Origin of the sequence: Streptomyces sp. HB132 (assembly GCF_016909575.1) — a bacterium.
Taxonomy (GTDB): domain Bacteria; phylum Actinomycetota; class Actinomycetes; order Streptomycetales; family Streptomycetaceae; genus Streptomyces.
Map to the genome: position 1 here is coordinate 715,189 of NZ_JAFBGA010000001.1, position 21,096 is coordinate 736,284.

The 21,096-nt window shown below is 70.9% G+C and carries 22 protein-coding genes and 1 pseudogene; 15 read left to right on the top strand and 8 right to left on the bottom strand.

The features are described 5' to 3' along the window. Positions 1-124: 124 nt before the first annotated feature. The 5 genes and pseudogenes from JOC24_RS03510 to JOC24_RS03530 all read left to right on the top strand — a co-directional run bounded on the left by JOC24_RS03510 (position 125) and on the right by JOC24_RS03530 (position 3,620). Positions 125-349 carry a hypothetical protein gene (locus JOC24_RS03510; protein ID WP_205018582.1) on the top strand — a complete coding sequence of 75 codons (225 nt, stop codon included), beginning with the start codon at positions 125-127 and terminating at the stop codon, positions 347-349. Between the two features lie 35 nt (positions 350-384). After that, positions 385-996, top strand: a pseudogene (locus JOC24_RS03515) (pilus assembly protein TadG-related protein); the annotation flags it as partial. Continuing rightward, positions 997-1,617, top strand: a complete 621-nt coding sequence (locus JOC24_RS03520; protein WP_239579395.1) for a hypothetical protein — start codon at positions 997-999, stop codon at positions 1,615-1,617. It begins immediately after the preceding pseudogene. Beyond that, a complete protein-coding gene (locus JOC24_RS03525) occupies positions 1,617-2,276 on the top strand; it encodes an OmpA family protein (protein ID WP_205018584.1) in 660 nt (219 codons plus the stop codon). The genes JOC24_RS03520 and JOC24_RS03525 overlap by 1 nt, the downstream gene beginning before the upstream one ends. 96 nt (positions 2,277-2,372) lie before the next feature. After that, positions 2,373-3,620: a hypothetical protein gene (locus tag JOC24_RS03530; protein WP_307792620.1), complete on the top strand. Its 1,248-nt coding sequence runs from the start codon at positions 2,373-2,375 to the stop codon at positions 3,618-3,620. Here JOC24_RS03530 and JOC24_RS03535 read toward each other — a convergent pair. Both JOC24_RS03535 and JOC24_RS03540 read right to left on the bottom strand, forming a co-directional pair. Beyond that, complete coding sequence (locus JOC24_RS03535) at positions 3,617-3,808, bottom strand: hypothetical protein (RefSeq protein WP_205018586.1); 192 nt, start codon at positions 3,806-3,808, stop codon at positions 3,617-3,619. The two genes, JOC24_RS03530 and JOC24_RS03535, sit on opposite strands and share 4 nt — an antisense overlap. Positions 3,809-3,819: 11 nt before the next feature. Next, positions 3,820-4,671, bottom strand: a complete 852-nt coding sequence (locus tag JOC24_RS03540) for a DUF5753 domain-containing protein (RefSeq protein ID WP_205018587.1) — start codon at positions 4,669-4,671, stop codon at positions 3,820-3,822. 434 nt (positions 4,672-5,105) lie between these two features. Here JOC24_RS03540 and JOC24_RS03545 point away from each other — a divergent pair, with 434 nt between their 5' ends. Then, positions 5,106-5,456: an ATP-binding protein gene (locus JOC24_RS03545; protein ID WP_205018588.1), complete on the top strand. Its 351-nt coding sequence runs from the start codon at positions 5,106-5,108 to the stop codon at positions 5,454-5,456. A gap of 25 nt (positions 5,457-5,481) precedes the next feature. Here JOC24_RS03545 and JOC24_RS03550 read toward each other — a convergent pair whose 3' ends face one another. The 3 genes from JOC24_RS03550 to JOC24_RS03560 all read right to left on the bottom strand — a co-directional run bounded on the left by JOC24_RS03550 (position 5,482) and on the right by JOC24_RS03560 (position 9,232). Beyond that, the gene (locus JOC24_RS03550; RefSeq protein ID WP_205018589.1) at positions 5,482-6,456 is read right to left on the bottom strand and encodes a type IV toxin-antitoxin system AbiEi family antitoxin domain-containing protein; all 975 of its coding nucleotides are present in this window, start codon (positions 6,454-6,456) and stop codon (positions 5,482-5,484) included. A gap of 179 nt (positions 6,457-6,635) precedes the next feature. After that, complete coding sequence (locus JOC24_RS03555; RefSeq protein WP_205018590.1) at positions 6,636-7,229, bottom strand: hypothetical protein; 594 nt, start codon at positions 7,227-7,229, stop codon at positions 6,636-6,638. A 20-nt stretch (positions 7,230-7,249) separates the two neighbouring features. Beyond that, on the bottom strand, positions 7,250-9,232 hold the full coding sequence (locus JOC24_RS03560; protein WP_205018591.1) for a hypothetical protein: 1,983 nt from the start codon (positions 9,230-9,232) through the stop codon (positions 7,250-7,252). 338 nt (positions 9,233-9,570) lie between these two features. Between JOC24_RS03560 and JOC24_RS03565 the strand changes: the two genes are divergently transcribed. The 3 genes from JOC24_RS03565 to JOC24_RS03575 all read left to right on the top strand — a co-directional run bounded on the left by JOC24_RS03565 (position 9,571) and on the right by JOC24_RS03575 (position 11,885). Next, complete coding sequence (locus JOC24_RS03565; RefSeq protein ID WP_239579397.1) at positions 9,571-10,050, top strand: hypothetical protein; 480 nt, start codon at positions 9,571-9,573, stop codon at positions 10,048-10,050. Positions 10,051-10,186: 136 nt separating this feature from the next. Beyond that, positions 10,187-10,630, top strand: a complete 444-nt coding sequence (locus tag JOC24_RS03570) for a hypothetical protein (RefSeq protein WP_307792621.1) — start codon at positions 10,187-10,189, stop codon at positions 10,628-10,630. A gap of 67 nt (positions 10,631-10,697) precedes the next feature. Further along, positions 10,698-11,885 carry a glycosyltransferase family 39 protein gene (locus tag JOC24_RS03575; RefSeq protein WP_205018592.1) on the top strand — a complete coding sequence of 396 codons (1,188 nt, stop codon included), beginning with the start codon at positions 10,698-10,700 and terminating at the stop codon, positions 11,883-11,885. Between the two features lie 22 nt (positions 11,886-11,907). Here the strand turns inward: JOC24_RS03575 and JOC24_RS03580 are convergent, their stop codons facing one another. After that, positions 11,908-12,297 (bottom strand): DUF192 domain-containing protein, encoded by a 390-nt coding sequence (locus tag JOC24_RS03580; RefSeq protein WP_205018593.1) that lies wholly within the window; start codon positions 12,295-12,297, stop codon positions 11,908-11,910. A gap of 104 nt (positions 12,298-12,401) precedes the next feature. Here JOC24_RS03580 and JOC24_RS03585 point away from each other — a divergent pair, with 104 nt between their 5' ends. The 3 genes from JOC24_RS03585 (at position 12,402) to JOC24_RS03595 (ending at position 14,646) form a co-directional block, all read left to right on the top strand. Next, on the top strand, positions 12,402-13,187 hold the full coding sequence (locus JOC24_RS03585) for a prepilin peptidase (protein WP_205018594.1): 786 nt from the start codon (positions 12,402-12,404) through the stop codon (positions 13,185-13,187). A gap of 71 nt (positions 13,188-13,258) precedes the next feature. Next, positions 13,259-14,146: a class I SAM-dependent methyltransferase gene (locus JOC24_RS03590; RefSeq protein WP_205018595.1), complete on the top strand. Its 888-nt coding sequence runs from the start codon at positions 13,259-13,261 to the stop codon at positions 14,144-14,146. 44 nt (positions 14,147-14,190) lie between these two features. Then, positions 14,191-14,646: a hypothetical protein gene (locus tag JOC24_RS03595; protein WP_205018596.1), complete on the top strand. Its 456-nt coding sequence runs from the start codon at positions 14,191-14,193 to the stop codon at positions 14,644-14,646. Positions 14,647-14,703: 57 nt separating this feature from the next. Here the strand turns inward: JOC24_RS03595 and JOC24_RS03600 are convergent, their stop codons facing one another. Together JOC24_RS03600 and mgrA are read right to left on the bottom strand one after the other, a co-directional pair. Further along, on the bottom strand, positions 14,704-15,882 hold the full coding sequence (locus JOC24_RS03600; RefSeq protein ID WP_205018597.1) for a winged helix DNA-binding domain-containing protein: 1,179 nt from the start codon (positions 15,880-15,882) through the stop codon (positions 14,704-14,706). Between the two features lie 320 nt (positions 15,883-16,202). After that, complete coding sequence (gene mgrA / locus JOC24_RS03605; RefSeq protein ID WP_205018598.1) at positions 16,203-17,240, bottom strand: L-glyceraldehyde 3-phosphate reductase; 1,038 nt, start codon at positions 17,238-17,240, stop codon at positions 16,203-16,205. A gap of 209 nt (positions 17,241-17,449) precedes the next feature. On the opposite strand from mgrA, the gene JOC24_RS03610 reads away from it, so the two are divergent. From JOC24_RS03610 to JOC24_RS03620, 3 genes are all read left to right on the top strand, one after another. Continuing rightward, entirely contained in the window at positions 17,450-18,238 is a 789-nt protein-coding gene (locus JOC24_RS03610) for an isoprenyl transferase (RefSeq protein WP_205018760.1), read from the top strand. 335 nt (positions 18,239-18,573) lie between these two features. Further along, the gene (locus JOC24_RS03615) at positions 18,574-19,896 is read left to right on the top strand and encodes a PhoH family protein (RefSeq protein ID WP_205018599.1); all 1,323 of its coding nucleotides are present in this window, start codon (positions 18,574-18,576) and stop codon (positions 19,894-19,896) included. A 389-nt stretch (positions 19,897-20,285) separates the two neighbouring features. Next, on the top strand, positions 20,286-21,002 hold the full coding sequence (locus tag JOC24_RS03620) for an aggregation-promoting factor C-terminal-like domain-containing protein (protein WP_205018600.1): 717 nt from the start codon (positions 20,286-20,288) through the stop codon (positions 21,000-21,002). The last annotated feature ends 94 nt before the right edge of the window (positions 21,003-21,096 follow it).

Here is a 21,096-nt window from a genome sequence, read left to right on the forward strand (position 1 = left end):
GCGCGGGCGTACATTTCTCAGGTTGACTCGGGGACCGGCCAGGGGGAAGCCGGTACCCGAGGCGGCACCACAGAGACAGACACGTCGGCCGGCCGTCGGCCGGGCGGATCCGGAGGGGAACACCATGAGCAAGCTGATGCTGAAGGCTTCCGTCAACGCCAAGGTCTGGGCGAACACCTCGGTGGAGCGCATGAAGGCGCGCGGGGACCGGGGGCAGGGCGCGGTGGAGTACCTCGGCATCATCGTGGTGGTCGTGGCGATCATCGGAGTGCTCATGCTGACGAACATCGGTGCAGCGATCGGTGGTGCCATCACCACGCAGATCGCCAAGATCACTGGCGGCAAGTAGCAGGTAGACAGAAGCGAGACGCTGGGCAGGCTTTCCCCATCTACATCATGGTGGTGGCGGGCCTGCTCTTCCTGGCGTTCGCCTACTTCGCCGTCGGCCAGGCCTCGATGAAGAAGAACGAGGCGCAGACGGCCGCGGACGCGGCAGCGCTGGCGGCGGCCACCGATGCCCGCGACCAGCTGAGCTGGCCCGAGGTCTTCGACCTGGACGGGTGGGACGATCTTCTGAGCGGGCGCGGAGCCGGCTCGAATTCGTGTGAAGCCGCCGACTGGCTGGCTGCCGCGAACGACGCCCACGCAATCGACTGCTTCGCGGAGGACCTGCCGGAGACTTCGTACACCGTCACGGTCGAGAGCAACAAGCCCGTCGGCGACTCGGTGATCGCCGTTACGAAGACCACCAAGGCCAAGGCCACCGCGCGAGCAGTGATCGAGCCTCGATGCCGCATCGAAGAGGACGCGCGTCCCGAGCCGAGTCCGGCCGAGGAGAGCGAAGACGACGGCGACACGGGTCAGGACGAGGAGCAGAAGGCATACAAAGTCGTGTGCGATGACGCAGACTTCGACGACTTCGACATCGATCCGAAGCACCTCGATCTCCTGCCGGACCTGGCAGACCTTTTCTCCGTCCACCTGGCCGACAAGTAGATGATCGACACCGAGAGGAACACGCCGATGCGTGCAGCCATGACCCGGATTCGTCTGAAAGGGGCTGTCGTAGCCGCCGCTTCCGTAGCCATGGCTGTCGTCCTGACAGCTTGCGGGGGAGACGACGGCAAGGACAACCAGCCCGAGGGCGGGGAGAAGCAGCCCAATGCTTCGGCGTCACAGCAGTCGAGTTCGCCAGGCACGCAGAAGAGCCCCGACACATCGGAAGTGATCGCCAGCGTGAAGGGGCCGGGCGAGATCGACCTGGTCATCAATTCTGCCGAGCGTGACGCCGGTGGGTTCGTCACCGTCAAGGGCAGTGTCACGAACGGCTCGGAGCAGCAGTTCACTGCTGTGGGCTGGCAGGGGGCCGAGGAGGAGATGGTCGGCAACGGGGCATCAGTTGCCGGCGCCTCTCTGGTGGATCAAACAGGGAAGAAACGATATCTGACCCTGCGGGACACGGACGGCAGGTGCCTGTGCACCCAGTTCACGACGGGCATCGCGCCCGGAGCCACGACACCGTTCTTCGTTCAGTTCCCGGCACCGCCTGCGGGGACCAGCGATGTCGACTTCCAGCTCCCGACCATGCCCAGCGCGACGATCAAGATCTCCGGGTGATGGCCACCGTGCAGCCACCCACCTCCGTCTCCCGCGCACCACGAGGCGCGCTGCGCCGCCGCGTCGGACTCTGCGCCGTCGCGACAGTGGTCGTCGGCACCTCGACGCTCTGGGGCACCGCCTCCGCGACGGCGGACGACAACCCCACAGCCGTTCCCGCTGCCTCCCCGCCCGTCGAGGTCGACGCCAACTCGCCCGGTCTGATGCTCGGTGACGGTGCGACCCTCGGCGATGTCCGCGTCCTCGACATCAAGTCCGTCGTGGAGGACCTGGGGGGCGAGGAGCGCCGCGAGGACACCAACGTCGACATCACCTTCGCTCTCCAGGCCGAGGTCCTCTTCGGCAAGGACAGCGCGAAGCTGAGCGGTGCGGCCAACGCCCGTATCGTCGCGATCGGCGAGGAGATCAGGAACCAGAGCGCCACCAAGGTCCGTGTGTTCGGTTTCACCGACGACCTCGGCTCCTCCGCGCACGGCGACGTGCTCTCGAAGAAGAGGGCCGACGCCGTGTCGGGAGTCCTCTCCCCGGGCCTCCCGAACGTCACCTTCGAGATCCGTGGCTACGGGGAGGAGTACCCGATCGCGAGCAACGAGACCGAAGAGGGCCGTAAGAAGAACCGCCGCGTGGAGGTCACCTTCCAGCGCACCAGCGGTTCGTAGAACCGGCAGAGACCGGCCGGGGCACCGGACTCCGCGCGAGTGGCGGTCCCGGTGCCGGAAGCTAGGAGCGTAATGAAGTCGAGGACCGTGGACGCTGTGACCGCAGCGGCTGCGCTGGCCTGCGTACTGCTGTTGCCGGGGACGGCGGCGGCGCACCCGCGCGCCGACGCCGCTCCGGGCGGAGCCTCCGCGTACCGGCCCGCCGATGGGGCATTGCCCGTCACCGGCACGGCGTCGAGCGCGGACGGACCCCGGCTGGAACGGGCGAAGATCTACTCGGACACCATCAGCCCCGGCCAGAAGAAGTACTACCGGGTCCGGCTGGACGAGACGTCCAACGCGTTCGTCTCCACGGTGCTCGCCCCGCCTCCCGGTACGAGGAGCGGCATCCTCGACGGCATTCAGGTCGCGCTGACCTCGGCCGACGGCACGCCCTGCGGCTCCGGCCCGGCCGTCTATTTCGGGGGCGACACCACCCGCCCGATCGCGGACTACGCTTCTCGTCGCATCAGCGACGACAACACGGCCTGCCGGCAGGCCGGGGACTACCTCTACACCGTTGCCTGGTCGGGGCAGCAGACCAGCGGCGCCGCGAAGTGGCCCATCGAGCTGACCTACATGGCCGAACCCGGCCTCAAGCCCGGTGCCTCCGAGCCGCAGGCACCGAGTTCCTGGAGCTCGAAGGCGCCGTCGCCGGGCAGTGGCACGCCGCATAAGGTGCGCGGTGGCACCGGGTTCAACGACGCCGCGGCCGTTGACGACGGGGCCTGGCGGGATGACATCCGGCCCGGTGACAGCCGGTTCTACAAGGTGCCGGTCGCCTGGGGCCAACAGCTCTTCCTGCGGGCCCAGCTCGCCAACGCCACCTCGGACGACTCGTTCTTCGCCGTCAACGGTCTGCGTCTCGCGCTGTACAACACGGCTCGCGGCCGAGTCGCCGACAAGAGCGCCGGCTACACGGGTGCTCCCGCCGGAGTCGACCTCGGCACGGCCCCGGCCGCCTACGCGAACCGGTTCGTCGGCGAATCGGACGCGGAGTCGGCGATGCGGTTCCAGGGCTGGTACTACATCCAGGTCACCCTCGACCCCAAGGTGCCCAGCAGCGTCCCCCTGACGCTGGACGTCGGACTGGAGGGGAAGACGCAGCCAGGCCCCCCGTACGACGGCGACGCGGCAGCGGCGGGGTTCGGCCTGGGCGATACGGGCCCCGCCACTGGTGACGGGGGCACGATGCGGGCGGTCGGGATCGGCGGGATCGGCCTCGGGGCGGTGCTGGTCCTGGGCCTGGGTGCGTGGCGGCTGCTGGGAGGCCGCCGACACCGGGCCGACGGGCGGGCGGCTTAGAGCAGGTGGTCCGCTTTGCCCGCCTTGATGTCCCGGATCATCTGCTGGAGGGCCTCGCGGCTGTCGGTGAGGTAACGATCCTCCTGGCCGAGGACTGCGATGAACGCGTTGCCTTCGGTGTCCGTCCCCAGCCGGAAACAGTTGTTTCCCTCGCCGCAGTAGGGCTCTTCCCAATTGACTTCGAGCATGACGAAACTCCTCAGAGTTGACGTGAGACGGCCTGGATGAAGTCTCGTGACTCGGCGGAGCCGAGGGCCGTTCGCTCCATCCAATCCAGGTGGGCTCGGTACTTGGTGAGCTGCGCTTCGGCGTGCATGAACTCCGGTCCGTGCGCGGAGTCCAGTTGAACCGTGTCCAGTTGTGGCACGGCGCCGTGCGCGTACAGGAGCGCATGTCCCGCGCCGGGGAACGCGCCGCGGTCGACGGGGACGACGCGTAGCTCGATGTTCTGGCGTTCAGAGGCAATGCACAGGTAGGTGAGCTGTTCCCGTGTGACGTCTCTGCCACCGAACTGCATGCGGAGCGCGGCCTCGTGCACGAAGCCCACGTAGTCGACCGGCGCCGGGCGGTCCAGTACCTGCTGCCGCTCCATGCGGTGGGCCACGCGCAGTTCCACCTCCAGCCGCGAGAGTGCCGGAAGTACGGCACCGAACACCGCCCGCGCGTATTCCTCGGTGTGGAGCAGGCCCGGCAGGTGGACGGTTTGTGCGGTACGGATTCGCGTGGAGTTCCACTCGAGCTCGGCGATGTCCAGCAGGCCCGAGGGCAGGGTGCCCCGGTGCTGTTCCCACCAGCCGCGCTCGCGATGCTCGGCCATGTCCACGAGCGCCTGCACATAGCGGACGTCAGAACACGAGTAATTACAGGCGAGTGTGCGCACGCGCTCTGCTGTCACCGGCCGGACGCCAGCCTCCATGTTGGAGATCTTCGTCCTGTCGACGCCCAGCAGCCCCGCTGCGTACGCGGTCGTGGCTCCGGCGGCCGTACGCATCTTCCGGAGCTCGGCGCCGAGACGCCGTTGGCGCTCGGTAGGTGTGGAACTGCTCGGCATGGGCCCCTTCTTCCGCCGACGGTAGGCACAGTCTGCCGCTGAGCGGGAGACGCGGTCCACTCGCAAGGAGGCAATTGCCTCCAATATGGAGACACGGGTGCCTTTCTCTGTCTACTTTGAGTACCGCACCGCACACGCTGCGTCCGGACCGAAGTGCATCACGCGGCCCTGCCCGCACCTCCTGCCCTGGGAGGGGCGGGTCCGCGTCAGGGAGACAGGCCACAGCTCGGCCGCAGCGACGGTGACCGTCAACTCAGCCCCCGTATCCGGGAGTCGTCATGCACCCGTACTCGCCACCACCCCGACGCACCGCCCTCTGCCCCGCGAGGCCGTCCCTCCCCGCCTCCGGGTCCGCTCCGCAATCCCGCCCGAGACCGCGCCCTCACCCGGGGCTCGTCCTCAGCCTCACCCTTCCCGGCGACCCCCGCAGCGCGGTGGTGGGGCGGCACGCGGTCACGGCCGCGCTGTCCACGTACGGGCTGCGCTCCCACGGGTGGCCGGCCGCGCTCGCCGTCACCGAACTGATCGCCGTCAACGCGGCACTCACGCCCGGCCGTGAGCTCTACCTCTCGCTGCGCCACCGGGACGGCGCCCTCCGCCTCGTCCTCTGGGACCAGCACCCCCGTCACGCCGACCCGGACACCCTCGCGCTCTGCGATGTCCGGCGCCGCCGCGCCCTCTGGCTGCTGGCGGCCGTCGTCGACGACTGGGGCGGCGACTGGGGCACCTGCGAGGCCCGGTCACCCCACCAGGGCACCAAGTCCTGGGCCGTCCTTCCGCAGTGAGGGGCGCCGGGCGGTCGTTGGGACTCTACGGATGATTTCCCGACCTGTATGTCCGACTTGGGCGTCCGTAACTTCCCAACGAGGAAGGGCTCGCACCTGCTAGCGCCGCGCGGATCTCGTCGAGCATGCGGTCGGGGGTCCGGAAGACCGTCGCGGCGGGGAAGCGGAGAACCCGCCGCACTCCGGGGCAGGCGCTCAGCACGTTGAAGCGGGCGAGGTCACGGCGGTGTGCCTCGCGGCTGCCGTGGTAGGCGTAACCCTCGATCTCCACCACCACACCCTCCCGGAGGAAGAGGAAGTCGGGCCGGACCCGCCGGCCGTCCGGTGTCACCAGTTCCGCCTGGCTGAGCGGGTGCAAACCGGCGTCGTGCATCCGTAGCCGGGCGATCGTCTCGGCGGGCGAGCCGCTTTGCCGGTCGGTGAGTGCGAGCCACTGCTTCGCCCTCGGTGTGCCATGGCGTCGGGTGGGGTGCGTCGCGCACGCGGCGGCCAACGTGTCGATGGTGATGACGCGCCTTCGGCGGACTCCGCCCACCACGCGCGTCCCCAGGGCGGAGTCGACGGCTACCAGCGCCTCGTCCCTCGTGCCGGTCAGGAGCAGGTCGTGCAAGGTGCGCAGTGGCGTGGTGACCAGCAGCCCGTCGCGGGTGCAGATCTCGTCCGGTGCGAGGGGCGTACGGTGCACCGTGAAGCCGTGGCGTCGGCCCTTGAGGCCCGAGGGCTCGGTGAACTCGATGGACTCCCGCAGCAGTTCGATCCGGTGGAGTGTGGCTGCGGCGCGATGGCTGAGGATGAGGCCGGGGTGCAGTATCTGCACGACGCGGGCCCGCATCCACGGCGTCAGTTCGACACCCGGCGCGACCCAGGCCCCGCGCGTGACGCGCTGCCAGCGTTCTGCGTTCAGCCGTCGGCTCAACTGCCGCGCCGGCACACCGGCCGCCACGGCCTCCCGGGTGAGCAGAACGCCACCCCGGGCGAATTGGTGAGGTTTCCCCGTCATGGGGAAGAGGATGCCGCGTGGAACGGACCGCTGCGCGGGCCTGTGGACAACCAGGGCCGCTGCGCGGCCGGGGAGCGTGCGTGTTCGTCGGGGCGGGTGCTTCGGGTCGAGGTGGCGCCGGGCTCCCCAACCCGCTTCACGTTCGAAGGGGGTGCAGGCCCCCCCCTGAAAGGCGCCGCTCACTTCACGGTGATGGACCCGACGAACGAATCGAGCTCCGCCGGACTCAGCTCACCCTTCACCGCGTTGATCCGAATGGCGAACGGCACGCCCTTCGAGTCGACACCTGCCACGACGACCCCCGTCATGCGCGTCCCCTTCGCCGGGGTCGACTCCTCGCCCGACGAGGTGAACTCGTAGTCGATCCTGCGTGCTTCACTGGCGCTCTCCTCGCCCGCGAGGCGCACGTCCCGGGTGTCCGTGCGGGTTGCCCCCAGCCCGATCCCGGCGCCCGCCGCGGCGGCGGCCTCACCGGCGTCGCTCACCCCGGTGGCGAAGTCCAGCTGGACCGAGACCATGCCGGTGCGCAGCCCCTCCTCCTGCTTGAGCGCGACCGCCGCGTTGGCCTCGCTGCGCTCGGCGGCCGGCTGCGGGGCGTACCCCGCGGCCTCGGGGTAGCCGACCGACACGCTCTTCGTGTCGAGCGTGCCCCAGCCGTCCGGCACCGCCGCGGCCTCCGTCCCGCCGCAGCCGCTGACCAGCACCAGGCCGAGGGTGGCTACCACGGCCGCGCCGAGCGCCCTGAACTTCGTCGACGTCGACGTCAACGTCATCACCCCTTCGTCGTGCGCGTTCACTGCGCGCAGTAGCTGTACGGGAGGTACGTGCGCCTGTCGCCCTGCGGAGCACCGAGGAACTCCGCGTCCGTCAGGGTCTCCTCCTTCTGATCGCCGGAGATCGAGAATCCGAGGCTCATGCCCAGCGAGACCTCGAATCCGAACTCCTGCGCGTCCGACTCGCCGTGGTAGCGCATCGTGCTGGACAGACCGTCCTGGAACATCAACTGTGCGAAGGGGGCCGCCCCGTCGGGCCTCTTCTCCAGGGCGTGATCGCCGAACATGTACTCGAACGGGGCGGTGTTGTTGCCGGAGCCGTCGAGCCACTCCTCGGCGACGGAGCGCTTCGCCTCGGTGGTCTCGTCGGTCTCCTTGCCGAACACGACGGAGTTCGTGAGTACCTCGATGCCGGTGTCCCCGGAGGAGTCGGTGATGCCGCCCTTGCCGCCGCGCTTGTCCTTGCCGGTCCTGCCGTTGTCGCCGCCGACCTCGCCCTTGTCGGACGTCGATGTCTGGTCGACCGTCTGCGTCATGTCGATCCGCACGATCTTCCCGGTCTTCTGGTCGCGGGTGACGGTGATGGCCCCGGTGCGGGTGTCCTTGGCACCGGCGGTGCCGCCCAGCGGGCCCGCGGTGCCGCTCACCTTGCCCTCGATCTCCAGCTTCGCGGTGTAGGTGTACGACTCGTTGCCGTTGACGTCGTCCTTGGTGATCGTCACGTCCGGCGAGAACTTTGCCTTGCCGCCCAGCTTCGCGCCGAGCCTCGTGTCGTCACCGGCCCTGACGGAGAGGCCGCCGTCCGCGTACGCGTTGATGCCCAGGGTCGAGTAGGAGATCTTCTTGTCGCCGATCTTCTTCTCGATGTCCTCCGTCTTCTCCGCCCACTTCATGCCGGAGTACCAGCCGCCGCCGTAGCCGCCGCTGTGCTTCATCGAGGTCTCCCACATCTTCATCTCCTCGATGTCGTCCCGCATCCTCCGGGCGTCCGCCTCGCTCCTGAACACCCAGGTGTCACCGTTCGTGATCTTGATGCCGCCGCCGATGTCGATGTCCGCCTTGCCCAGGCTGCCGAGCTTGACGCCGGGGGTGCTGGCGTTGAGGCCGGCGGACGCCGCGTCGGTGAACGTCATGTAGACCAGCTTGTCGTCCTCGTCGACCCTTCCGTCCTCGTTCACATCATGGTTGGCCCGGGCCACCTTCTGCTGGAAGCCGTACTCCTCGCCCCATTCGAACCAGCCGATCCTGACCTTGCCGCCCGCGGTGTCGGAGACGTTGGAGATCTGGCAGAGCCTGGGTTCGTAGTCGGCGTCGGTCTTCGGCTTCGCCGTGCCGTCCCCGCCCGTCGTGCAGCCCACGCCGTCCCCGGTGAGCGTGCTGACGGCGCAGCGGATGCCTTCACCGATCCGGCCTCCGAGACCGGCCATGGCCAGCGCGCCGACCAGTGCGACGACCAGGACGACGACGCCGAGGTACTCGGTCGCAGTGGCGCCGCTGTCACGCCAGTCGTACGAGCGTCCGCCCGCCGACGCGTGCGACGGAGGTGCGGAGTGCGTGTCGCGGCCATCGAGGAGCCGGTCCAGGGACAGCCCCACGGCGGCGCCGGTGACCATCGCCACCACCGGCATCAGGAGCCCCTCGGTGTTCACCACGTCCCACGTCACGGCGTAGCCGAAGGCGAGTGCGGCGACGGGCACGACGAGGGCGCCGACGAGACGCAGGGCGCGTGAGCCCCGCTGCCGGCCGGGAAGGGCGCGGGCGGCAGCCAGGACCGCCAGGGCGGTCACGAGAACGTTGGGCAGGTGCAGGAAGGCCAGTCGCCAGCCGAACGAATCGAGCCGCTCGTCGGTGGCGAGCGTCCCGACGAGCGCCCGCGCCACCAGGAACCCGGTGGTGACGTGGACGAGGGCGCCGGCCGCCCAGCCGCGGCTCAGCGGGAAGAACCAGCCGCCACCCGGCGGTATGTGGCCCCCGCCCCGGTCTCCCCAGCCGCCACCGCTCACGGTCCACCCTCTCGCCGACACCCGCCCCGCTGCTCCCGGGCGAATGTATTGCCGGGAATCCAGCCCGACCTGGGCCCCCGGCCCCAAATGCGGACCCAAATGTGTCCGCCGCGGTCCCGGTCGGAGAAGTGGGCGCGCACGGGCGGTCGGCGGACAGCTCACCGGCTTCGTCCGGACGTCGCGCCGTCGTCGTAAAATGCCGTACCGGCACGGCTGTCGGACTGCATCGGACCGTAAGGACGGTGTGCGGTGGGTGCGTTCGGCAGGCGCCTCCGGGTGGCCGGCTCGTCCCTGCGGCGGAGTGGGCCCGTGGTGCCGAGGACGGGCCGGGGACGCCGATGACCTCCTACACCTTCCTGACCGTGCACCGGACCTCACCGGACGCCATGGCTGCCGCCCTGGCGGACGTGGTGGGCGTGACAGCGGCCGAAGTGGACGTGGCAGAAGACTCCGACGGCCACCGTGACTGGACGGCCGCGGTGCTGTGCCACTTCACGGACCTGGACGGCGACCTCGCGCTCGCCTGGGACGTACACGTGTCGGCGGGCGTGGAGCCCGCGCCGCCCGCCGAGGCCGAGGCGGCGCGCCGGCTCGCAGCCCGGCTCGGCACGACCGTGCTCCATCCGGCGGCCGGGGTGCGCCCCTCGGCCTACTGGGCGGCCACGCCCGACGGCACCAGCACGCGGGCGCGGGTCCTGGACGGGGACACGGACGGGAACACCCGGCCGGTCCTGATCGTGCACGCGGTCGAGAAGCCGGTCGGCCCACTCCCCGGGGCGCGGGTGGAACGCATCCGTGAGGCCGGCCAGGACGGTTGAGGCCCCGGGTTGGGCCCCTGGGCCCAAGACGGGCGTCCGCCGCGGCGATTAGCGTCTGCGCCGCAGGTGATCGATGCCCGTCCCGGCGTGCCCCCCCACGGCGCCGGGCCGGGCCGCAATCGGAAGGTGACGGCGCGTGCCCACGGCTGAGCAGCTGGCCCTGAACGACGAGGAGTCCCGTCTCCTCCAGCTAGGACTGATGGAATGGTGCGGTCCGGCCCGCTGCACCGAGGAGTTCGCCGTGGCCATGGGCTTCGACGGTGTTCAGGACCTGAGCGACCGCGGCATGTCGATCCGCAGCGCGCTGGCGGGTGAGGAAGCGCTGGACCCGATGGACTGGGCGCGGGCCCTGCTGGCGACCGAGCTGGCCTTCGCCAGTGACGTGGTCGGCTCGGGCTACGAGTGGTCCACCACGACCGGCTGGCCCGACGACACCACGGTGCGCGTCCTGCGTTCCGTGCAGCTGAAGCTGATCCGCACGGTCGCCCCGCTGATAGGCCGGGGACTCGGCACCCGGCAGGTCCGTCACGCGGAGGTCCTGCGGGCCGGAGGAGGCCCACCGCCGAGCCCGGCGTGGTGAGCAGGTCCCCGCGCTCCTGACGGCCCGGGTCGGTGGCCTCCGCGGCAGCGGGCCCATAATCTGCCGCATGCCCGATCAGCAGACGCGCGCCCGCCCGGTGGCGCCCGAATCCCGCAGCACCCGGCACAGCGCCATGGCCCTGCTCACCGCCGCCGCCCCCGCCCTGGGTGCCTACGCGGCGGTCAGGGCCGTCGGGCTGCTGGTCCTCCAGGTGTCGGCGTCGGCCGCGGGGAAGGACGCCCTGCACCTGCTCGGCGGGCGCTGGGACTCCGTCTGGTACCAGCGGATCGCGGAGAACGGCTACGGCCACACCGTCACCCTCCCCGACGGCGGCGTCCACCCCGACCTGGCCTTCTTCCCGCTCCTGCCGGCCCTGGAACGCGGCCTCGCCGCGGTCACCCCGCTCACGGTGCAGGGCGCGGGCATCGCCGTCGCCTGGCTGGCGGGGCTCCTCGCGGCCTGGGGGATCTTCGCCGTCGGAGCCCGGCTGCACGGGCGGCGGACCGGGGTGGTGCTGGCCGCGCTGTGGGGCGCGTACCCGACGGCGTTCGTGCAGTCGATGGCGTACACCGAGACCCTGTTCACCGCCCTCGCCGCCTGGTCCCTGTACGCCGTGCTCAGGGACCGCTGGATCGTCGCGGGCGCGCTGTGCGTGCTCGCCGGGCTGACGCGGCCCTCGGCCGCCGCCCTCGTCGCGGCGCTCGCGGTCACCGCCGCCGCCGTCCTCGTACGGGAGTGGCGCGCGGGCGACCGGCGGGGCCTGCTGCGCCGGAACGCAACGATGCTGCTGGGAGTGTGCCTCGCACCGCTGGGATGGCTGGGCCACGTGGTGTTCGTCGCCGTACGCGAGGGCGGCGCGTTCGCGTACTTCGACGTCCAGGCGCAGTGGGGCAACAGCATCGACGGCGGCCGGGCGCTGGCCGCCTTCATCGCCGGACTGCCGCTTCCCGCCGCGCTCGGGCTCTGCGCGGCGCTGGGGCTGCTGGGGTGGCTGGTCCTCCTGTGCGTACGGCAGCGGCAGCCGCTGCCCGTCCTGCTGTACGGCATCGCGGTCGTCGTCATCTCACTCATCGGTTCCGGCTACTTCGGCTCCCGGCCGCGCCTGATGATGCCCGCGTTCCCCCTGCTCCTGCCTCCGGCCGTCGCGCTGGCGGGCCTGCGCGCGAGGGCGCGCACGGCGTCGGTCGTCGCCGCGCTGGCCGTCGGCTCCGCCGCGTACGGGGCATGGACGCTGCTGGGCCCGGGGCCGCCGTGAACCGGGCCCGCCGCCATGCCCGTCACCTCGCGGGCGGCGAGCCCTCCGCGGCGGGTACGGAGATCCGAACCCGCGTCCCGGGCCGGAGGCCCCACCGCTCCATCGCCCCGGCCTCCGACTCCACCACGTGGCGGGCGCGGAGCCTGAGCAGGCCGAACCGGCCGGGCCTCATCGTGCGTACCGCCACGACGTCGAACTTCCGGTCCAGGTAGGCCACATCGATGGCGAACCGCATCCGGAAGGTGTGGACGCTCCCGCACGGGGTGATCAGCAGCGCACCGTCGACACCGTCCACGCCGAGCAGTCCACGTGCCCGCGCCCGGTAGGAGGCGGCGATGCGCAGCGGCACCTCCCGCACCCCGGAGCCAGTACCGACCGTCAGTGTCCCGTTGCCGTTGCGCCATTTCCCCATGGGCCCGACCGTAGACCTCGCGGCCGGCGCGTGGGTCCGGTACGAGGGGCGGTGGGCCCCAGGACCCAAGACCCCGCCGTGCCCGCCGGATTAGGGTCGGGACCGTGGACTCCACACTGATTGCGGTCGCCGCGCTCTGGGGCGCCGGTGCCGGGCTGCTGCTCCCGCGTGCCGCGTACCGCTTCTCCGTCGAGCCCGAGGAACCCTGGCGCGACGCGTGCCCGGCCGGGCACGCGCTGCCGGGGCCCGCCCGGGGCTGGCTCGGCCCGGCCAGGTGCGCGGAGTGCGCGGTGGCCGTCCCCGCACCACCCGGAGGCGCGGCCCCGGAGACCCCGGCGGGACAAGGCCGTTACGCACCCGACGTCGCCGCCCCGGTGGTCAGCGTGCTCGCCTGTGCGGCCCTCGCCGCCGCGACCGGCGCCCGGCCCGAAGCCGCCGTCTGGCTGCTGCTGGCCCCCGTCGCCGTGCTCCTCGCCGTCATCGACCGCCGGGTCCACCGGCTCCCCGACATGCTCACGCTGCCCCTGGCCGGTGCCGCCGCGGCGCTCCTGGGCGCAGCGGCCCTGCTGCCCGAGCACGGCGGATCCTGGACCTCCGCCCTGCTCGGCGGAGTGGCACTCGGAGGCTTCTACCTCCTGCTCTTCCGGATCAACCCGGACGGCATGGGCTTCGGCGACGTGAAGCTCGCCCTCGCGCTGGGAGTGGCCCTCGGGTGGTACGGCTGGGCGGTGCTCTTCGCGGGCGGCTTCGCCGGCTTCCTGTTCGGCGCGCTGTACGGGGCGGGTCTGATGCTGATGCGCCGGGCAGGCCGCAGGACGGGCATCCCGTTCGGGCCGTTCATGATCGCGGGAGCGCTCGTCGGGCTGCTGTTCGGGGGCCTCGTCGCGTGAATCCCACCCGTCGTACCCACGTACGTGATATCCGCTCGCGCCAGGTCCTCGCGGACTGGCACCCTCCCCGTATGACCGGATCGTCCGCACCCTTCGTCCCTTCCGCCTCCGACGCGCGCTTCGAGGCCCTCGTCGCGGAGGCCGACACCGTGTCCGTCGACGGCTGGGACTTCTCGTGGCTCGACGGGCGGGCCACCGAGCAGCGCCCTTCCTGGGGGTACGCGCGGGCCATGGCCGACCGGCTGGCACGTGCGGAGGCCGCGCTCGACATCCAGACCGGGGGAGGGGAGGTCCTCGCCTCCGCGCCCGTACTGCCGCCGCTCACCGTGGCCACCGAGTCCTGGCCGCCGAACGTCGCCCGCGCCACCGCCCTGCTCCGCCCGCGCGGTGCCGTGGTCGTCGCGGACTCCGACGAGCCGCCGCTGCCCTTCGCCGACCACGCCTTCGACCTGGTCGTCAGCCGCCATCCGGTGACGACGTGGTGGGACGAGATCGCCCGGGTGCTCGCCCCCGGCGGCACGTACTTCTCCCAGCAGGTGGGCAGGGAGAGCGTGTTCGAGCTCATCGAGTACTTCCTCGGCCCGCTGTCCGCCGAGCAGCGCGGTGCCCGCGACCCGCGACGCGCGCGGGAGGACGCGGAGGCAGCCGGACTCGAAGTGACGGACCTGCGTGCCGAGCGGCTGCGTGTCGAGTTCCTCGACATCGGCGCCGTCGTCTACTTCCTGCGCAAGGTCATCTGGATGGTCCCCGGCTTCACCGTCGGGGCCTACCTACCCCAACTGCGCTCCCTGCACCGGCAGATGGAGGAGGAGGGTCCCTTCGTCGCACACAGCGCCCGCTTCCTCGTCGAGGCACGGAAACCAGCGCGCCGGCCGGTGGTCCCGCAGGGCCCTACCCTGAGGGCGGCTTCACGGACCACGGGTGCAACGGCATCACCCGCCCCTCCGTCCTACCCATGAGTAGTGCGACCCTGTTGGTTGAGCGCACAACGAAGGAGCAGGTCATGTCGGTGGGAAGCGAAATGTCGGGCGGAGAGATCAGCCCGCCGGTCGGCCGGCCGCGCCACGGGAAGGGCGACTGGCTCACGGGCGCGCGGATCACCGCCGTCCACGGCCTCTTCTACCGGCCCGAGGGGCGCGCGGGGGAGCCGGAAGCCGTCGAATTCGTGCTGGAGAGCGGTGAGTCGGTCCTGCTGACCTGTGCCTCCGACCACACGCTGAGCATCACCTCGGGAGCCTGGCCCGGCCTTCCCGACTGGTGCGTGCCCGCGGGCCAGTGGCAGTTCGAACAGCTCGGCCGGCTGCCCTCCCCTCCGCACGGCGGGGCCTGGACGGTCACGGGCACGCAGGAGCGGCGCGACGGGCACGGTGAGGTGCGCGAGGCGATGATCCGGTGCGAGAACGGCGACTTCGTGATCGGCGGCGGCGACACGGTGGCGATCCGCTTCGTACCCCGCTGATCCGGGGCGGGACCCGGCGGGACCCGGCGGGGCCCACCGGGCTCGTCCGGGTCCGCCCTACGCGTGCGGGCCCACGCCCACCTTTCCCACCGTCAGCTCGGTCTCTCCTTCCATCACTTCGCCCAGCCCCGCCACCTGTTCCTCCAGCGCGCGCGTCCGCCGGGCGTCCAGGGGGCTCAGCGGTTCCACGGTGACGGCGATCCGCCTGCCCGAGCGGCGCTGGTGCCACACCCCGGCGACCGTGCCGTCCACCAGCAGCACCGGGAAGTTACCCGCCTGACCGCCTGCCAGCGCACGCTCGTACGCCGCGCCGGGGAAGAGCCGCTCGCGCGGCCGGGAGGCGATGGTGAACGCGTCGAAATAGGGGAGCAGCCGCACGCCGCGCGGCGCCTGTGACGGGAAACGGGTGTCACCCGCCACCACCCAGGCGGCGCCGCACTCCTCGAAGGCCACCTCCTCGATCGCGCCGGCGCCGGCCAGGTCCTCGAACAACTGCCCGGCCCAGCCGCGTGGCGCCGCCAGCCACTGGGCGAAGTGGCCCGGCGTGGCGGGCCCGTACGCCCGCAGATAGCGCCGTACGAGCTCGGCGGTAGCCTCACCGGCGGGCATCGGGACGGTCCCCGGGTTGGTGTACGTGGCCTTGCGGCCCCGGTTCGCCGCGTAGCACAGGGCACCCCGGTGGCCCGCCAGGTGCAGCACCTGGCGCCAGCGGGGCCACATCGCCTGGAACCCGGGCATCACGAGGTCCCCCGCCCACGGGCCGGTGCGGGCGATCACCTCCTCGGAGAGCTCGTCGATCGTGAGCTCTCCGCCCGTCAGGGCGTCGGCGACCGCGGCCACGACCGCCTCGATCTGGTCCGGCGTCATCCTGGCGTCGCTGGGAGACGGACTGCTGCGCCTGGGCAGGGCCGAGAGTGCTCCGGTCCACATCGGCAGCTCGCCGGCCGGCAGCAGATGCACGGTGCCGCGTGGCCCGAAGGTCTTGACGAGGGTCCTGTCCGTCCACAGCGCCGCGCGCACATCTGTGCGTGTCGTCCCCGGCGCGCGCAATCCGACGGAGAGCTCCGCGGCCGACAGCACCTGCGCGTGCGCCCCGAGCATCGTGCCGACGGCGCCGGTCACGCCCTGCGCGGCCTGACCGCCGAAGGAGGCCGCATCGGAGAGGAACTGCCGGTCAAGACGCCGTGCGTTCGCCTGGGACCAGCTCACGGTGATGGTGCGGGCTCGTGTCGTCATGGGCCGAATGTAGGGCGCCTACAGGACGGGAACTGTCCTGTAGGCGTCTCTGGTGCATCTCGCGACACATCTGCGGATATGCCCGCTGCGCAGTCCGATGAATTCGGAGAGTGATAATTCGGTGGCGTGGCACGCATCAGCACTTACGAAGGGTTATGGTGGAAACCCCCCCTCGGGCCGGTCCGTAACCCCCCCCCACGGACCGGCCCGTTTTTTTGTGCCCGCACCTTCCGCCTGTGCGGCCCGTGCGCAGGACGGGCCCGGGCCCCGCGCGGGTCCCCGGCGACGTACGGGAAACCGGGCGCTGGGGCGGCTTCTCGTCAGCGCCGGTTGGCCCAGATGTTGGTGCTCGCGGTGTCCACGGCGAAGGTGTCGATCTCCTTCAGCTCGGCGCCGGTCAGCGGCGGTGCGGCCAGCGCGGCCACGTTCTCCTCCAGCTGCTTCACGCTCGACGCGCCGATCAGGGCCGAGGTCATACGGCTGTCGCGCAGCACCCAGTTGAGCGCGAGCTGCGCGAGGGACTGCCCTCGGCCCCGCGCGATGTCGTTCAGCCCGCGCAGCCGGCGCACCATCTCGTCGGACAGCAGGTCCGGGTCCAGGGACTTGCCCTGGCTGGCGCGGGACCCCTCGGGGATGCCCGCCAGGTACTTGCCGGTGAGCAGGCCCTGGGCGAGCGGCGCGAAGGAGATGCAGCCCATGCCGGCCGTCTCCAGCGCGTCGAGCAGCCCGTCCCCCTCTATCCAGCGGTTCACCATCGAGTAGGACGGCTGGTGGATCAGGGCGGGCACGCCCATCTCGTCGAGGATCCGTGCCGCCTCGGCGGTCTGCTCCGCGTTGTAGGAGGACACACCCGCGTACAGCGCCTTGCCCCGGCTCACGGCGGAGGCGAGTGCCCCCATCGTCTCCTCGAGCGGAGTGGCGGGGTCGAAGCGGTGGGAGTAGAAGATGTCGACGTGGTCGAGGCCCGTCCGCCGCAGGGAGGCGTCGAGCGACGACAGCAGGTACTTGCGGGAACCCCACTCGCCGTACGGGCCCGGGTGCATCCGGTAGCCGGCCTTGGTGGAGACGATGATCTCGTCCCGGTACGGGGCGAAGTCCTGCCTGAAGAGCTTGCCGAAGTTCAGCTCGGCGGAGCCCGGCGGCGGGCCGTAGTTGTTGGCCAGGTCGAAGTGGGTCACACCGAGGTCGAAGGCGCGGCGCAGGATCGCCCGCTGGGTGCCCAGGGCGCGGTCGTCGCCGAAGTTGTGCCAGAGGCCGAGGGAGACGGCGGGCAGCTTGAGCCCGCTGCGGCCGGTGCGGCGGTACTCCATGGAGTCGTAGCGGGACGTGTCGGCTCGGTAGGGGAGGGAATCAGTCACGTTTCACTCCTTATCACGAACTTGTGACAGGCCGGGTTGGGCCCCTGTGACCCGGCCGCAGTAATGTGGCGGCTTCGGGACATGCCGATCCGCGGCGCGAGAGCGCGGTGCGCGGACGCACGGCGATCCCCCGGGGGACGGCCCCGGACCCCCCCTGGTGAGGGGGAGGGCGGGCCGTGAGCCCGTACGGAACCGAGAGGGTGAACTCAGTGAACTTGCGCGACCTGGTGTACGGGCTCTACGCCCGCCGGGTGGGAGGCCGCCTGGACCACGACCAGGTGCCCAAGCACATCGGAGTCATCCTCGACGGCAACCGGCGATGGGCCAAGGCGTCCGGCGGGTCGGCCGTGGAGGGACACCAGGCCGGGGCGGACAAGATCTCCGAGCTGCTCGGATGGTGCAGCGAGACGGATGTCGAGGTCGTCACCCTCTGGCTCCTGTCCACCGACAACTTCGACCGGCCCGAGTCGGAGCTCACCCCTCTGCTCGGCATCATCGAGAACACCGTGCGCCAGCTCGCGTCCGACGGGCGGTGGCGCGTCCACCACGTCGGCACGCTCGACCTGCTTCCGGCGCGGACCCAGACCGTCCTCAAGGAGGCGGAGGAGGCCACGGCCGGCGTCGGCACCTCCCGGGCCGGAGGCTCCGGGGGCGGGATAATCGTCAATGTCGCCGTCGGCTACGGCGGGCGCCAGGAGATCGCGGACGCGGTCCGCTCCCTCCTCCTGGAGCACTCCTCACGGGGCACCACCTTCGAGGAGCTGGCCGAGGTCGTCTCCACGGACCTGATCTCCGAGCACCTCTACACCCGCGGACAACCCGACCCCGACCTCGTGATCCGCACCAGCGGGGAGCAGCGGCTGTCGGGCTTCATGCTCTGGCAGAGCGCCCATTCGGAGTACTACTTCTGCGAGGTCTTCTGGCCGGCCTTCCGCAAGGTCGACTTCCTGCGCGCCCTGCGCGACTACGCGGCGCGCCACCGGCGTTACGGGGCCTGAGAGGCACGGCGCGACCGGAGGGCGCGGGAGAGCACGGAATCCGCTCCGGCGCACCTCGTCGCAGGCCGGGGCATGGCTTCGCGTGTTCGAGGGAATACAGCTCTCAGGTCGATGTCCGGTCAGTAACCAGGCGGACGTCGCAGCCAAGTGAGCGGCACCCAGCCCGCTCGCCCGGGAGGCCCTTTGCACACGAAGGACCGCACCACACGCGGCCGACGCGGAGGGCCGGTGTTCGGCCCGCGCACGGGGCCAGAACCCGGTCCGTCCTCTCCCTTCGGGAAGTTCCGCGACCTCCGTCGCACTCCCCGACCTCGTCCGAGGGGGTACGTCCTTCCGTGGTGACCAGTACCAAGCGCCGCATGCCCGACAGGCGCACCTACGTTCTAGACACCAGCGTCCTGCTGGCCGACCCCAAAGCCATGACCCGCTTCGACGAGCACGAAGTCGTGCTCCCGATCGTCGTGGTCACGGAGCTGGAGGCCAAAAGGCACCACCCCGAGCTCGGATACTTCGCCCGGCAGGCTCTGCGCCTCCTGGACGACTTCCGCATCCGGTACGGCCGGCTGGACGCCCCGATCCCGCTCGGGGATCTGGGCGGGTCGCTCCGTGTCGAACTCAACCACTCCGATCCCGGAGTCCTGCCGGCCGGCTACCGGCTGGGGGACAACGACTCACGGATCCTCGCGGTCGCACGCAACCTGCAGGCCGAGGGGTACGACGTCACCGTCGTCTCCAAGGACCTGCCGCTCCGGATCAAGGCGTCCTCGGTCGGCCTCCTCGCCGAGGAGTACCGCGCCGAGCTCGCCGTCACCGACTCCGGCTTCACCGGGATGGCGGAGCTGTCCCTCGCCGCGGAACAGGTCGACCTGCTGTTCAGTGAGGAGAGCCTGTACGTCCCCGAGGCCACCGAATACCCCGTGCACACCGGACTGGTGCTCCAGTCCGACCGCGGCAAGGCGCTCGGCAGGGTCACGGCCGAGGGCAACGTCCGGCTCGTGCGGGGCGATCGGGAGGCCTTCGGTATCCACGGCCGCAGCGCCGAGCAGCGCATCGCGCTCGACCTGCTCCTGGACCCGGACATCGGGATCATCTCGATGGGCGGCCGGGCGGGCACCGGCAAGTCGGCCCTGGCGCTCTGTGCGGGGCTGGAGGCCGTCCTGGAGCGCCGGCAGCACAAGAAGGTGATGGTCTTCCGGCCGCTGTACGCCGTCGGCGGGCAGGAGCTCGGCTACCTCCCGGGCAGCGAGTCCGAGAAGATGAGCCCCTGGGCGCAGGCCGTCTTCGACACGCTGTCGGCGGTCGCCGGGCGCGAGATCATCGAAGAGGTGCTGGGGCGCGGGATGCTGGAGGTCCTGCCGCTCACCCACATCCGGGGCCGCTCGCTCCACGACGCCTTCGTGATCGTGGACGAGGCGCAGTCGCTGGAGCGCAATGTCCTGTTGACCGTGTTGTCCCGTATCGGGGCGAATTCGCGGGTGGTGCTCACTCACGATGTGGCGCAGCGGGACAACCTCAGGGTCGGCCGCTACGACGGAGTCGTCGCCGTGGTCGAGAAACTGAAGGGGCATCCGCTCTTCGCGCACGTCACGCTCACCCGCTCCGAGCGCTCGCAGATCGCCGCGCTGGTGACCGAAATGCTGGAGGACGGGCACATCTGACCCGGAACACCCCATAGATGCCGCCCGGCGAGCCAAGGAGCTTAGCCGGGCGGCATCGTCCTGCACCGTCATTTCCGAAAAAGTTGTGCGCCAAACGAGGTGTGACCTTTCACACGCAACACAGAATTGCAACGCGCCGTGTCCTTCCGGCAGAGTCTTGCTTCCGTCAGGCCCCGCATACGGCACTTGGGCACCTCCGAAGGCGCCACGCACCACACAACTCAACAATCGCCGTCCGTATGCCGCCCGCGAGCACAACGCGGCGCTCCCGAGAGGGAGTCGCCCACCGGGCCCGTGCCTCCCGTGACCCAAGCAGTAGGGAGGCCAGTGTCAGGGGCACGATTGCGCCCGCGAGGTCACCTAAGCGGGCGATGCTGGAAGGACACCGTGTGAGCCGGATCTCGGTCCGGGGGTTCGCCGTGGCATCTGCCACCGCCGTAACCACCGTAGGCGCCGTCGTAGGCGTTGCGTCGGGCAGCACTCCCGCTGTCGACGACAACAACTTCGAGGCGGCCGCAGCCGACACCACGCTGCTCGCAGACATCCCCGCGGGCCAGCAGGCCCAGGTGCAGACGGCTTCGCTGACGCAGCAGGCCGACGCCCAGGCGTCGGCGGCGGACGCGGCAGCCAAGAAGTCCGCGGAGGAGACGGCCCGCATCCAGGCCGCCAAGGACGCCAAGTCGAAGAAGCAGGCGGCCGAGGACAAGATCGTGGCCGAGCGCGAGGCCAAGGAGAAGGCGAAGAAGGAGGCCGAGCGCGCGAGCCGGTCCTCCGTCCGCGACGCCTCGTCCTTCTCGGCGCAGGGCTCCTACTCGGTGGCCGAAGTGCAGGCGATGGCCCGGCAGATGATGCCGGCTGACCAGTTCCAGTGCTTCAGCAACATCGTGGACCGCGAGTCGGGCTGGAACTACCGGGCGACCAACCCGTCCTCCGGTGCCTACGGCATCATGCAAGCCCTGCCGGGCTCCAAGATGGCGTCGGCGGGTGCGGACTGGCAGACCAACCCGGCGACCCAGATCAAGTGGGGCCTCAGCTACATGAACAGTGACCGCTACGGCAGTCCCTGCGCGGCCTGGTCCTTCTGGCAGGCCAACCACTGGTACTAGAACCCCGCGAGGTTCAGCGACCGACCTCGAGATGCCCCGCACCGATCCACGGTGCGGGGCATCTCGCGTGTACGGTCGACCCGGACAGCTCCGG